This window comes from Algoriphagus algorifonticola, assembly GCF_007655305.1.
Classification (GTDB): domain Bacteria; phylum Bacteroidota; class Bacteroidia; order Cytophagales; family Cyclobacteriaceae; genus Algoriphagus; species Algoriphagus algorifonticola.
In genome coordinates this window covers 1-13,054 of sequence record NZ_VLOG01000031.1, presented here as the reverse complement: position 1 = coordinate 13,054, position 13,054 = coordinate 1, and the positions used below count along the sequence as shown (strand labels likewise).

Sequence of the window (13,054 nt, the reverse complement as noted above, 5' to 3'; positions counted from 1 at the left end):
TGGCCCTACCACTTTACAAGGTCATGATAAGGGAAAAAGAATTTGAGTCGAATAGGGTAGGAAAAGGTGATTCGCTAGATTTAACAGGTTAATGGTGATCTTGACTTTACGGGTTTTTTACGAAACAGATTCTACACCCAAGGCTCGGATCGCCTTCGTCGGTGCGGCTACAAAGGTTGGATAGCTTTTACCCCTATTTGTGGCAAATGCAGAAATGTATACCTATGTCGCTTGGCTCAGCTGGTGGATGATTGGATATTCCGTGAGGGAGTATGGAAGAATCCATTAACTTTGAGAAAAACGCATTAGTTTGAAAGTTTTACTTGACCTTCAATATCTCAACGTAGCCACCACAGGTATTAAAACATACATGATGGAATTGGCAAAAGCGGCCCGAAAATATCCCCATAAGGAGATAGAATGGATCTTTACCCATGAGCCGGATGAACAGGTGAAGGATCAAAGTTTCAAGGGTCCGCAAACCAAAATTCAAAGACTCAACTATCACCTGGATTACCTGAGATGGAAGGAGTTTCAGCTCCCTGATTTGGTCAAAAAGCACCAGCCGGATGTTCTGATTTGCCCTGATTTTGTCTCGCCGGCAGCATCTCTTCCCTGTAGAAGGTTAACAGTCATCCACGATGCGTTTTTTTGGCAAATGCCACAGAATTACCCGAGATGGTGGAGAAAGTACTTTTTGAGCTTGATAAAAAAAGGACTGAGAGAAAAAACCGAAATCATCACAACTACTGAATATTCCAGAACCTCAATTGAAAAGCACTTAGGTAAAAACTGGCCAATATCAGTGATCTATCAAACCCCCAAGAGTCTGAAAGCGGCTAGTGACCAATCAATTATCAAGAAATTACTGCTGACGAAAAGCTCTTATTTTTTACACATCGGCACCTTTGATAAACGAAAGCAACTGCCTCTGTTGGTGAAAGCTTTTGCGGATTTCGTACGAATTACCGGTTCGGACAAAAAGATGGTTTTGGTTGGAGGCCCGGGGCAAAGTGCGCAAATGAATGATTTACCATTAGTGGAGCGCCTAATTGAAGAATTAGGAATGAAGGAAAAAATTCTTCTTCCGGGATACCTGACAGATGGGGAAATTAAGGCTTTGTATGAAAATGCTTTTGCTTATGTTTTTCCATCAGGAAATGAGGGCTTTGGTATTCCAATCCCTGAAGCCATGGGCTTTGGCCTACCGGTGATTCACTCAGATCAGGAAGCCTTGTTGGAAGTGGCAGGAGGTGCAGGCCTTTCTTTCCAAACAGGAAACCAAGAGGACTTGCTGGAAAAAATGATTCATCTGGATCAGGAAAAGGAACTTTGTGAAAGCATGAAGGCTAAAGGGAAAATAAGATCTCAGGAATTTTCAGCTCAAAAATTTATTGAAGCCTTCCAAAGGAAAATTCTAGAACCGAGTTTGGTTGAGTAGAAAGACTCCTTTTCTCCTTAATCATCCAAAATGTTTACATAGGTTCAAAATAAATCAGTTTTATCGTACTTTTAGTCCCAATTCTTCTTTGGTTTAACATTCACACCATTTGTTTTGAAGAATCATTTTCTCCTCAAAGTTCAGGAATCAGCAAGGTTTTGAATATCCTTTTTCTAACAAGTTCAGCGGATTTATACGGTTCTTCCAGAATTTTTCTAGAAGCTATCAAGGCACTTCAAAAATCCGGTATTAATCCTGTTGTCGTTTTACCTCATCAAGGACCTCTTGAAATCTATTTGAGCGAATTGGGGATTCCTGTTTATATTTTCAATCTCGGAATTCTGAGAAGAAAATACGTCAGCCTATTAGGCTTAATTAATAGAGCCAATAAAAATCTTAAGGCTTATCGCTTCCTTTCAAGTCTCCATGAGAAATTTCAATTTGAATTGGTTTATTCCAATACGTTGGCGGTAATTATAGGCTCAATTTTTTCCCGAAGAAAAAACATTCCACATACCTGGCACATCCACGAGATTATACCAGGCCCCAAACCCTTGGTCAAATTGCTGAGCAGTTTTCTTGACAAAGGTACTCCTCAGCCTATAGCTGTTTCAGAAGCCGTTGCTGCTCATTGGCAAAAATTACTTCGAAAATCAAAAGTGCAGGTAATTCATAACGGTATTCCTTATCAGGCATTTTTGGAAAATGTAGATCAGGCTAAAAAGAGACTAGGAGTAGCGGAAAAGAAAGTCTGCATAGGAATGGTGGGTCGCATTAATCCTGGTAAAGGGCAATTGTTTTTTCTTGAAATGGCGAAGCAGCTTTCTCAGCAATATCCGGAAACCCATTTTTTGTTAATTGGAGATCCTTATCCCGGTTATGAACCAATATTGGAAGAAATTCACGAAGAGATAAGAAGTAATCATTTGGAGTCTAAAGTGAGCTATCTGGGCTTTCGGAAGGATATTCCGGAGCTAATGGCAGCTATGGATATTTTTGTTTTACCTTCCATTTTACCGGATTCTTTTCCAACGGTGATTTTAGAAGCGATGGCAGCAGGAAAGCCTGTTGTAGCAACTCTGTCAGGCGGAGCCTCAGAGATGTTGGAAGATGGCAAGAGTGGATTTTTGATCCCCATAGGAGATGTGAAAAAAGGAGTAGAAGCTATCAGTCAGTTGATAGAAAGTGAGGATTTAAGGCTAGAAATGGGTAAAGCAGGCCGAGTTCGGGTTTTAGAAGAGTTCAGCTTGGAATCATTCGAAGAGAAAATTAAAAAGCACATATGGCAGCAGCTGAACCGAAATTGAAAGTTGCCATCATGGGTGCCAAAGGATACCCCTATGTATACGGTGGGTATGATACCATGATTAAGGAACTCGGAGAGCGCTTGGTAAAAAAAGGAGTGCATGTGCGGGTGTATAATCACCGTGCACTATTTCCAAAAAGGCCCCGGTTTGTGAATGGTATAGAATGCATTTACACTCCTGCCATTGAGTCCAAAAGTCTTACTCAGTTGACTCATACTTTTTTTTCCATGCTTCACGCCTGTTTTTCGGATGTGGATGTGATCTTGGTAGTAAACTCCGGAAACGGTCCTTTTGGAATAATTTCCAAGGTTTTCAGGAAACCCACTGCGATTAATGTGGATGGACTGGAATGGTTGAGACCCAAATGGAAAGGCTTTGGCTCCAAGTATTTTTATTGGGCTTCAAAAATGGCCACACGATTTTATGATCAAATCATCAATGACTCAGATGAAATGAGAAGGGTGTATCTGGAGCTTTTCAATAAAGACTCCAAAGTCATTGCCTATGGAGCCAATCCAAAAGAAAGTGTTTCTCAAAGCTATTTGGAAAAATGGAAACTGGAATCAAGGACCTATTTCTTGATTGTAGGGAGGTTGGTACCTGACAATAATGCTGATTTGATTATCGAAGGTTTTTTGAAATCCGATTCCTCCAAAAAATTGGTGATTGTAGGAGATGTGCCCTTTTCGGATGAATGGGCCACTCAACTGAAAAACATTCAGGATCCTCGCTTGCTATTTACAGGCTATGTGACCGACCCCAATGAATTAGCGGCTTTGTACTCTCATTGCTTTGGATACTTTCATGGGCATGAGTTTGGCGGCACTAATCCTGCTATGCTAAAAGCTTTGGGATATGGTTGTGCGATTCTAGCTCTCAATACTCCTTTCAATCAGGAAATGCTTCAGAATGGCAAGCATGGTTGGTATTTTGAAAAGAATGCTGAATCAGTTAGACGAATAGTAGCCAAGGCAGAATCAGAGTCAGAAAAAATGGAATCTCTTCGAAAAACAGCAAAGGATGGCCTTATTCAAAAATATAATTGGGATTATGTGACGGAGCAGTACTTGGAGGTTTTTCGGGAGTTGGCGCGGAAGTAATTTTAAGATCTGAGATTTTTCAATTTTGATTTTCGAGGGACGTAGAGGCTTCACAGAAAAACTCAAAGACTATTGAGGGAAAATAAAAAATTGCTTCGCCTTTACGTCTCAAGAAACTATTTTTTTAAACCACAGAGGAATGATAGAAAGCATAGCTTATAAAGAACTTTGCAACTTCTTTTCTTCGCGGGAGACCTAAACCGCTGCGTCGTTGCGTCTCGGCGAGAGATTATGAGACTGCCGCGCTCCGCAAGCTTCGCTCGCAGTGACGACCAAACTTTTTATTTTTCTTTTACGATAGATCAAACCTTGCCTTTTTCAGCTTTCTGATTTTAGCTTTCTAACCTACCCTTTCCCCTTAGCTTCATTCCAATACACATCCATTTCTGCCAAGGTCATTTCAGAAAGGTTTTTACCAGATTCTTTAGCCGCATTTTCCAAATACTGAAAGCGCTTGATAAATTTTAAATTAGTTCGTTCCAGTGCCTCTTCAGGATTGATGTCAATGAAGCGCGCATAATTGATTAATGAAAACAACAAATCTCCAAACTCAGCAGTAGCTTTTTCCTTGTCTATTTCTTCTTCAGCCGCTGCATTGAATTCCTCCTTAAATTCCTGCATTTCCTCCTCCACCTTTTCCCAAACCTGATGTTTTTCTTCCCAGTCAAAGCCCACGCCTCTTGCTTTTTCCTGGATTCTCATAGCTTTGATCAGTGCAGGTAATGATTTAGGAACTCCCCCTAGGACAGATTTATTTCCTTTTTCCTGAAGTTTGATTTTTTCCCAGTTCTGACTGACTGTATCCGCATCATTTGCTTGGGTATCTCCATAGATGTGAGGATGCCTCCTAATCAATTTTTCGCAAAGCGAATGAGTCAAAGAAGCGATATCGAAGTTCCCTTCCTCAGAACCGATCTTGGCATAAAAAACAATATGTAACAGTAAGTCACCTAATTCTTTTTTGATTTCTTCAGAATTACCTTCTAATATCGCATCGGAAAGCTCGAAAGTCTCCTCAATAGTCAAATGCCTCAGGCTTTCTGTGGTCTGTTTTTTATCCCATGGACACTGATCCCTAAGCTCATCCATGATGGTTAATAGTCGGTCGAAGGCTGCAAGTTGCTCAGCCCGAGTACTCAAATTCGACATGATTTGGGAAACTAAGTTTGATTTGTGGTCGTTTTCGAAGTAAAGCTTTAAATTTGCGCAAATTTATCCGTTATGACAACTGTATTAATAACACTGGGCTTCGTGGCATTATTCTTCGTTTTGATGTCTGTAAGGCTCATATTCCTTAAAAACGGAGAATTTAAAGGCACTTGTGCCTCTCAAAACCCCTATCTGAACAAGGATGGAGAAACCTGTTCTTATTGCGGAAAAACCGTAGACGCCAACAGCAGTTGCGGAAATCCTGACAATGAAGTAGATAAAGTTCTCGCTAAATTCAAATAAATTATTGCCCCTGCCAACGCAGGGCTTTTTTAAGTTGTACTAAACCAATTTCTGTACGTGTCATTAATTAAATCAATCTCTGGTATCAGAGGTACTATCGGAGGAAAAGCAGGAGAGGGTCTTACTCCCATTGATGTGGTCAAGTTTACTTCAGCCTATGGTGCTTGGGTTTTGGAAAAAACCGGAAATGCCAAGGTAGTCATTGGCCGAGATGCAAGACTTTCTGGAGATATGATTTCCAGATTGGTATCTGCAACCCTACAAGGATTGGGAATCCATGTCATAGATCTGGGCTTGAGCACAACTCCCACAGTAGAGTTTGCTGTTCCTTTGGAAAAAGCAGGTGGAGGGATTATCCTGACAGCTAGTCATAATCCAATTCAGTGGAATGCATTGAAACTGTTGAACTCGAAAGGAGAGTTTATTTCAGATGCTGAAGGGATAGATATCCTTGAAAAAGCAGAAAATGAGGATTTTTCATTTGCTGAAGTCAAAAAATTAGGAGCTTACACCCAAATCGATGATTACATTGATCGACATATCCAGCATGTTTTGGACTTGGAATTAGTGGATGTGGAGGCGATTAAAGCCAGAAATTTCAAGATCGTGGTGGATGCAGTTAATTCCACTGGTGGGATCGCAGTTCCAAAATTATTACGTGCTTTAGGTGTTGAGACCATCGAAGAAATGTATTGCACTCCTGACGGCCATTTCCCACATAATCCAGAACCTTTGCCAGAAAACCTTCGGGATATCTCCCAAAAACTCGAAAAAGGAAGTTTTGATTTGGGAATTGTAGTCGATCCAGACGTGGATAGACTTGCTTTCATCAATGAGGACGGATCGCCATTTGGAGAAGAATACACCTTAGTGGCAGTGGCTGATTATGTTCTTTCCAAAACACCGGGTAATACTGTTTCTAATCTTTCCTCTACCCGTGCTTTGCGGGATGTGACTGAAAAAAGAGGCGGTACTTATACTGCTGCTGCGGTAGGAGAAGTCAACGTGGTAAATCAGATGAAAGAGTCTGAAGCGGTCATTGGTGGAGAGGGAAATGGAGGCATAATTTATCCAACTTCTCACTATGGAAGAGATGCTTTAGTAGGTATAGGTTTGTTCCTTACTCACTTGGCCAAATTCGGAAAAACAATTTCCAGATTAAGAGCATCTTACCCGAATTATTATATTTCGAAAAATAAGATTGAGCTGACTCCTGAAATCGATGTGGATAAAATCCTCACAGAAATCAAGGACAAGTACAAAAAGCAGCCGATCAATGATATAGACGGAGTAAAAATCGAGTTTGATAAAGAATGGGTTCACTTGAGAAAATCCAACACGGAGCCCATCATTAGAATCTACTCTGAATCTGACTCTGAGGCTACTGCTGAGCATTTAGCCAAGAAAATTATGCAAGATATAAAAGAGGTAGTAAGTGCTTCTTTGATTTGATAATACCCACCCAACCCTAAAGAGATGAAGGTTTATTTCGACAATGCCGCCACCACAGCAATGGACGATCGCGTGATCGAAGCCATGCTTCCTTTTATGAAAAACCATTACGGAAACCCCTCCTCGGTTCATAGCCATGGAAGGGAAGTTCGTTCCGCAATTGAGAAATCAAGAAAGAAGGTAGCGGAATTGCTAAATACCACACCAGCAGAAATATTCTTTACCTCTGGGGGCACCGAGGCGGACAATACGGCTTTGGTTTGTGGGATCGAAACTCATGGGATCAAGCATGCTATCACTTCTCCTGTAGAGCACCATGCGGTACTTCATACTTTGGAAGTTTGTGAGCAAAAAGGGCATATACAACTCAGCAAATTGGATGTCAATGAGCGAGGTGAGCTTGATTTGGATCAGTTGGAAGCCTTGCTCAAAGCCAATCCAAATAGTCTAATTTCATTGATGCATGCCAATAATGAAATTGGCAATTTGAATGATTTGAATAAAATTGGCTCTTTGGCGAGAGAGTACGGTGCATTTTTCCATTCTGATACCGTACAGACCATGGGTCATTATGTGCACGATTTGAAGAGTCTGCCAATCGATGCCTTAGTAGCTGGCGGGCATAAATTTCATGGACCTAAAGGTTCCGGGTTTTTATATGTAAGGAAGGATAAAAAAATCCACCCTTTTATTCATGGTGGAGCTCAGGAGCGGAATATGAGAGGGGGAACTGAAAATGTCATCGGAATCATCGGGATAGCTAAGGCGCTTGAAATTGCATATGAAGATATGGCAGGGCATGAGGCTCATATCAAAGCGCTGAAGAAGCATTTTGTAGAAAAGCTCAAAGCCGAAATTCCGGGAGTAGAATTCAATGGAATGTCTGCTGATTTGGAAAACTCCTTGTATACAGTTTTGAATGTAAGTCTTCCTCCTTCAGAGGCAAATGCGGGGATGTTGTTGTTCAATTTGGATTTGGAAGGAATCTCTGCTTCGGGAGGTTCTGCTTGCAGTTCAGGGGCAACCGTAGGATCCCACGTGCTAAGAGCTTTGAATCATAATCCGGAAAGAGATTCTGTGAGATTTTCTTTCAGCAGATTTAATAATATAGAAGAAGTAGATTACACAATTGGCAAACTTAAAGAGCTATACGCTGTAGAAGTATAATAGAAAAAGGAGCTGAAAGGCTCCTTTTTTATGTTTTACATTTCCCGCAGATTTACGCCGATTGTTTTCGCTGATTTTCGCAGATCCAAAGGCTTCGGATCAACCTTGATTCTTCATAAAATCAGCGTTTATCTGCGAATTTTTCTGTGTGAATCTGCGGGAAAAAAAGAATTAAAAATTATTTACTTTTCTGTGAATCTCTTTATCAATTTGAAGTGTATTAAAATTAACCAATAGGCCCACTTTTATACCCGAGAGTCTCAAGTAAGTAAGGATTTGTTTATGGTGAACTTCATGAAGGTTTTCCAGGGATTTTATTTCTACAATTACTTTTTTTTCGACTAGTAAATCAATTCGGTATCCAACTTCCAGCTTGAGTTCTTCATATACCATCGGAAGCCCCACTTGATGCTCCACATTTAATCCGGACTTCACCAACTCATACCCCAAAGCAGCCTCATAGCTGGATTCTAGTAGACCCGGTCCCAGAGTATTGTAGACTTTAAAAATCGCACCCCTGACGATAAAAGTTATCTCATTTTCATGCATAAGATTAAAAATTAGCTAATCAAAAAACTAATTCCTTTTGGCTTGCCACTGAAGGGAACCCAAAGCTGATTAACCTGATAAAAAGGTATTTATTTCATGTAGATGAATTTTCAGCTTTTTAATTTAAGACTTCAGAATTCACTTCTTTGATCCCGGATATCCGATCGCATAGGGAGTCCAAATTTCATAGATTGGACTGCCGGTAGAACTAAGTCCACTGTGATGCCACTCTCCATCGATCATTTCATAATCGAAGCTTAGGCTTGCTCCAACCCTGGAGTCATCTCTGGAAAAAAACGTAATATTTTCAGTGTATTTCCCGTCTTTGGCTGTATATGTTCCGCCTCCGGAACCAGAGAATTCCTTTGTTTCTGAATTAAATGCGACCCACTGAAATCTGCCGCCAGAGAGTATTTTGATGGTTCTTCTAGCTCCAGGAGTATTTCTGGAGATTTCTTCTCCTCTTTTTCTTCCTGTGATTACCCAGTTTCCGGTGAGATCATCTTCCGAATCGGACACTCGTTCCCAGATTTCAACCAACATGTTTCCATTGATTTCTGAACTGATCACAATTTTTCCATCCACCCAATCCAGTTTATACTTATTGACTGTTCCGACTTGAAATGGATCTAGTGTAAAAAAATCCAGAATTTCTACATAACTGCCGCCATTTAGCTCAAAAGGCCCTCCCCCGGCACCTAGAAAATGATTATCTGAAATTTTCTTGGCACCAAAGGCAAAGTAATCGTCCTGATAAATTTTGATGTATTCTACATCTTCAACAGGCTGACCATTTTGATGGGTCATTTTCCAAGCTCCTTCAATAGATTGAGCATAGCCCATTCCGAAAAGCATAAGCAGGGGTAAAAAGAGAAACTTTTTCATAGGGTTTATAATTTTAGCCAAACTGTTTAGAGCTGTATTTCAGCTTTAAAACATACGTTATACTTCTAAATTTGATTAGTTCTTTCACTTAAATTCCAAAACAATTCAATAAAAACCAATCTTTACTTTTTGATTGGTAAAAAGGAGCCATTTTAGGCATAAACAATTTCTATGAAGGACTATACAGTAGGAAACTCTCAAGATCAGGTGCTGTCACTTTTTCCGGAGCGAGTCATAAAGAGGGTTGCTTTGGGTGAAAAAATTCTTGGTGTTATGCGCCTAGGCCAAGAGTTTTATGCTTTTGAAAACTCTTGTCCTCATAGAGGAGCCTCCCTGCTTCAGGCGAATATTAATGGTCAGGGTGAGATTATCTGCCCCTTACACCAATACAGATTTGATTTGAAGACCGGACAGGTAAAAGCAGGATACTGCCGAGATTTGGAAGTATTCCCTGCAATATTGACCGAAGGTGGCTTGAAAATTACAGTTCCTGACTCCTAATAACGGAAAGAGGCTTTAAGTCCACCGTAATAATTTCTTGTGGGAGCGGGTTGGTAGAATCTTCCTCCAAAAGGATTGAGGTCATTTCCCAAAGAGTAACTTTCATTCAAAAGATTATCTACCCCGGCATACAATTCAATCACGGTTCTTTTTCCCAAATTTTGAATAATTCCCAACCTTGTATTGACCAAGTTGTAGGCATCTTGATAAACGGTATTAGCGTCATTGAGTGGGATTTCGTCAGTAAACTGATGGGTAAAATTCAAGTAAAAGCCTCCTGCAAACCGAAAATCCAATTTGCTGACCAGATTATTTGGTGCAACTCCTGTCAGGTCATTTCCTGAAAAGTCATTTCCTCTTTGCTCATAATCTTTGAACTGAAAGTAATGACCAGTGAAGGCTGTTCCTGCTTTAAAGTTTCTAATAAAGCCCACTGCTTGTTGAATAAATACATAATCGATAGCTGCTTCAATTCCTTTTTGGTCAGTCGAGCCGGAATTTCTGAAAAGTACTACACCCTGTTCATTGGTGAAAGTTGTGATAGTTTCATTGAGCCTGAAATAAAAGGCTGTCACATCTACATTCAGGCGATTTTTGCCCATTCTATATCCCAACTCATAATTGACTCCTCTTTCAGCTTCCAAATCTAAATTCAAGCTGCCTTCATTAGTCCTTACCTCGTCTATAGTTGGAGGAGAAAATCCACTGCTGATACTACCAAAAATGGAGGAATAGGTGTTGAGAGAATAGTTGGCTGCTATTCTGGGTATCAAAATAGGGTCAAAAGTCCGGGTTTGTAAGCCCGTCGGTCCACCGGAAGCATTGATTTGTCTGTCTATTTCGAAAGAGGAAAAATTTTGGCTAAGACCGAGAGTCAGCAAGATTTTTTCTGTAGGCTCCCACTCGGCTTGCTGGAATAGAAAGCCTTGGGTGGCCTTGAGTTTGTCCGCAAAGCGCACTGTATCAGCTAGGCCATTTCTGTTTCCAAAATTCTGGGCATCTGTCAAAGCTGTTTGATATTCTCCACCAGCTATTATTCTGAATGGCTTTCCTGCCAAGTTCCAGTCAAAGGTAAACCTCGACCTACCTCCATATCCGAAGCCCAGCTCTTTTTTATAATCCAGAATAAAGGGATTTTCAAAATCGTTAGTAGTGAGATAAAGGGTAGTATTATTCTGGGCCTTTTCAGAAAATCTATATAAATGACCCAATGAGGCAAACACTGACTTCTGGGCAATAGAGCTATTTTGGTTGACAGAACCCGGTCTTGCTTGTCTAGGGTCCTCGGCTAGTTGCTGTGCATTTAATGCCCCGGGGATTTGATAATCCAAATCAGAAACCAATAATTGAGTTCTTAGCTCCTGCTTTTGGGAAACAGGCATAAATCCTCCCAGCTGAAAAACGGTTCGGTCCATAGCAGAGTGTTCTCTATACCCATCTAGTTTTTGCTTCACCAAGGAAGCTTCAAAGCCTCCCTTTCCCACTTGTTGAGAAATCGCAATCCTGCTTCTATTTAATCCAAAAGATCCTCCGCCATATTCTGCTGAAACCAATCCTCCTTTGGGATCAGCAGGGCTTTTAAGGTTGATTACTCCTCCGTTTCCCGCACCGTAAATACTTCCGGAAGGACCTTTGATCACTTCTGCGGTTCGGATATTACTGAGGTCTAACAAATTCAAAGCGGTAGTTCCGTCAGGGGCCGTGAAAGGAACGTCATTCCAATAGATTTTAACATTTCGAACACCAAAAGGAGCTCTGAGAGAACTTCCCCGAATCGACACCCTGTATGAAGCAAGTGCACGTTCTTCAATTCGGACTCCCGGTTTGGTATTAAAGGAATTGACAATGGAGGTCTCATTAAAGCGGCTAAAGTCCTGTTCCCCTACCAAACTGATTGCAGCTGACTGTTTCAAAAGCGGTCTTTCTGTTTCAAAAGCCGTAACAGTAAAATCCGACAAAGAATAGGACAAAGATTTGAGGCGTAGAATATAAGATCCAGGCTCAAAATTTCCTTGGATGGTTTCATAGCCTTCTAAGAAAAATATGGCGGATATTGGCTCAGAGAAAGGAATCTGGACTTTTCCTTCTTGATCAGAAAAAAAGCTCTTATCGTTTACTCTAATGAGTACCTTCTCTAAGGGTTTCTGAGTATCTGCATCCTGAATAGTAAATTGAGTTTGGGCTATCGAGAAACTGGCGCTAAGGGCGATAAGTAGGGTGAAAAGAATTTTCATATTCGAAAATACAAGTATTAAGACAGATTGGTTCAGGGTTTTGTATAAAGTCCACTGAGAATAAGCCAAGTAATCAGATTTTGTTTTTCAATGCTCTCAAAAATCTTCGGCTCTTCGGTTCTTCGGAATTTGTAATTCCGAAGTCCTATCGTAGGATTTTTAATCCGAAAGATTTAATTTTTGTTATGGCTTTTTCATATCAAATTCAGGATCAGGGGGCAGTTCATTTTGTAACTTTTACTGTGCATCAGTGGGTTGATGTATTTACCCGTGATATCTATAGAGAAAAAATCGTGGAGAGTTTAAGGTATTGTCAAATTTATAAAGGATTAGAAATTTTTAGCTGGGTTTTGATGACAAATCATTGCCACTTGATTTTAAGAGCCAAAGAAGAAAATCTAAGTGATATCATAAGGGATTTTAAAAAGTTTACTGCTAAAAGTCTTTTTTCTTTAATCAAAGAAAATCCCCTTGAAAGCAGGCGGGAATGGCTCAGCAAAATGTTTAGTATAGAGAATAGAATTTGGTTTTGGGAGGAAGGATATCATGGAGAGGAAATTTATTCTAGAGAATTTTTTGCTCAAAAATCAAATTATATCCATTTAAACCCCGTAAGAGCTGGGTTTGTAGAAAAAGAGGAGGAATACATTTGGAGTAGTGCCGCTGATTTTTATGGTATTAGAAAAGGTAAGCTAGAAATAGAGGTGTTTGGATAATAAAAAGCGGATTACAAATCCTACAAAACTGCCTCGGAATTGCAAATTCCGAGGAACATGGATTGCAAATTCCGAGGAACATGGTGAAAAGAATTTTCAATCCGAAAGATTTAATTTTTGTTATGGCTTTTTCATCTGTTTATAATTTGTTTTTCAGTGGTCAGATGGAATGCCCAGGATAATCATACCCTCCCGATCCGCCGCGGCGGACGGGACAAGTTGTGTGAGATTTTTCCTCATGGGCATTTCA

12 protein-coding genes are annotated in these 13,054 nt (G+C 40.3%); 8 read left to right on the top strand and 4 right to left on the bottom strand.

Going from position 1 to position 13,054, the window contains the following annotated elements; translation table 11 throughout:
• The first annotated feature begins 310 nt into the window (after window positions 1-310).
• From FL972_RS06800 to FL972_RS06790, 3 genes are all read left to right on the top strand, one after another.
• A complete protein-coding gene (locus FL972_RS06800) occupies window positions 311-1,441 on the top strand; it encodes a glycosyltransferase family 4 protein (RefSeq protein WP_144604298.1) in 1,131 nt (376 codons plus the stop codon).
• Between the two features lie 158 nt (window positions 1,442-1,599).
• Window positions 1,600-2,748 carry a glycosyltransferase gene (locus FL972_RS06795; protein ID WP_250161304.1) on the top strand — a complete coding sequence of 383 codons (1,149 nt, stop codon included), beginning with the start codon at window positions 1,600-1,602 and terminating at the stop codon, window positions 2,746-2,748.
• Entirely contained in the window at window positions 2,724-3,848 is a 1,125-nt protein-coding gene (locus tag FL972_RS06790) for a glycosyltransferase (RefSeq protein WP_250161303.1), read from the top strand. Before FL972_RS06795 ends, FL972_RS06790 begins: the two co-directional genes overlap by 25 nt.
• Window positions 3,849-4,193: 345 nt before the next feature.
• Here FL972_RS06790 and mazG read toward each other — a convergent pair whose 3' ends face one another.
• Window positions 4,194-4,997: a nucleoside triphosphate pyrophosphohydrolase gene (gene mazG / locus FL972_RS06785; protein WP_144604296.1), complete on the bottom strand. Its 804-nt coding sequence runs from the start codon at window positions 4,995-4,997 to the stop codon at window positions 4,194-4,196.
• Window positions 4,998-5,069: 72 nt separating this feature from the next.
• On the opposite strand from mazG, the gene FL972_RS06780 reads away from it, so the two are divergent.
• Genes FL972_RS06780 through FL972_RS06770 form a run of 3 tightly spaced genes read left to right on the top strand, consistent with a single transcriptional unit; the run spans window position 5,070 to window position 7,919 of the window.
• Window positions 5,070-5,300: a hypothetical protein gene (locus tag FL972_RS06780; protein WP_091653308.1), complete on the top strand. Its 231-nt coding sequence runs from the start codon at window positions 5,070-5,072 to the stop codon at window positions 5,298-5,300.
• 57 nt (window positions 5,301-5,357) lie between these two features.
• A complete protein-coding gene (gene glmM / locus FL972_RS06775; protein WP_144604295.1) occupies window positions 5,358-6,752 on the top strand; it encodes a phosphoglucosamine mutase in 1,395 nt (464 codons plus the stop codon).
• A gap of 24 nt (window positions 6,753-6,776) precedes the next feature.
• The gene (locus tag FL972_RS06770; protein WP_144604294.1) at window positions 6,777-7,919 is read left to right on the top strand and encodes a cysteine desulfurase family protein; all 1,143 of its coding nucleotides are present in this window, start codon (window positions 6,777-6,779) and stop codon (window positions 7,917-7,919) included.
• Between the two features lie 171 nt (window positions 7,920-8,090).
• On the opposite strand, the gene FL972_RS06765 is transcribed toward FL972_RS06770, so the two are convergent.
• Both FL972_RS06765 and FL972_RS06760 read right to left on the bottom strand, forming a co-directional pair.
• Entirely contained in the window at window positions 8,091-8,468 is a 378-nt protein-coding gene (locus tag FL972_RS06765; RefSeq protein WP_091653303.1) for a GxxExxY protein, read from the bottom strand.
• A gap of 138 nt (window positions 8,469-8,606) precedes the next feature.
• Entirely contained in the window at window positions 8,607-9,353 is a 747-nt protein-coding gene (locus FL972_RS06760; protein WP_144604293.1) for a hypothetical protein, read from the bottom strand.
• Window positions 9,354-9,524: 171 nt separating this feature from the next.
• Here FL972_RS06760 and FL972_RS06755 point away from each other — a divergent pair, with 171 nt between their 5' ends.
• The gene (locus FL972_RS06755) at window positions 9,525-9,854 is read left to right on the top strand and encodes a Rieske (2Fe-2S) protein (RefSeq protein WP_144604292.1); all 330 of its coding nucleotides are present in this window, start codon (window positions 9,525-9,527) and stop codon (window positions 9,852-9,854) included.
• On the opposite strand, the gene FL972_RS06750 is transcribed toward FL972_RS06755, so the two are convergent.
• Window positions 9,851-12,088 (bottom strand): TonB-dependent receptor family protein, encoded by a 2,238-nt coding sequence (locus tag FL972_RS06750; protein WP_144604291.1) that lies wholly within the window; start codon window positions 12,086-12,088, stop codon window positions 9,851-9,853. The two genes, FL972_RS06755 and FL972_RS06750, sit on opposite strands and share 4 nt — an antisense overlap.
• A 185-nt stretch (window positions 12,089-12,273) precedes the next feature.
• On the opposite strand from FL972_RS06750, the gene FL972_RS06745 reads away from it, so the two are divergent.
• Window positions 12,274-12,804, top strand: a complete 531-nt coding sequence (locus FL972_RS06745) for an REP-associated tyrosine transposase (RefSeq protein ID WP_144604290.1) — start codon at window positions 12,274-12,276, stop codon at window positions 12,802-12,804.
• The last annotated feature ends 250 nt before the right edge of the window (window positions 12,805-13,054 follow it).

Excerpts from the sequence above, each read along its gene's own strand:
- FL972_RS06790 (WP_250161303.1), top strand. The coding sequence starts at position 2,724 with ATGGCAGCAGCTGAACCGAAATTGAAAGTTGCCATCATGGGTGCCAAA.
- mazG (WP_144604296.1), bottom strand. The coding sequence starts at position 4,997 with ATGTCGAATTTGAGTACTCGGGCTGAGCAACTTGCAGCCTTCGACCGA.
- FL972_RS06780 (WP_091653308.1), top strand. The coding sequence starts at position 5,070 with ATGACAACTGTATTAATAACACTGGGCTTCGTGGCATTATTCTTCGTT.
- FL972_RS06770 (WP_144604294.1), top strand. The coding sequence starts at position 6,777 with ATGAAGGTTTATTTCGACAATGCCGCCACCACAGCAATGGACGATCGC.
- FL972_RS06765 (WP_091653303.1), bottom strand. The coding sequence starts at position 8,468 with ATGCATGAAAATGAGATAACTTTTATCGTCAGGGGTGCGATTTTTAAA.
- FL972_RS06760 (WP_144604293.1), bottom strand. The coding sequence starts at position 9,353 with ATGAAAAAGTTTCTCTTTTTACCCCTGCTTATGCTTTTCGGAATGGGC.
- FL972_RS06755 (WP_144604292.1), top strand. The coding sequence starts at position 9,525 with ATGAAGGACTATACAGTAGGAAACTCTCAAGATCAGGTGCTGTCACTT.
- FL972_RS06750 (WP_144604291.1), bottom strand. The coding sequence starts at position 12,088 with ATGAAAATTCTTTTCACCCTACTTATCGCCCTTAGCGCCAGTTTCTCG.
- FL972_RS06745 (WP_144604290.1), top strand. The coding sequence starts at position 12,274 with ATGGCTTTTTCATATCAAATTCAGGATCAGGGGGCAGTTCATTTTGTA.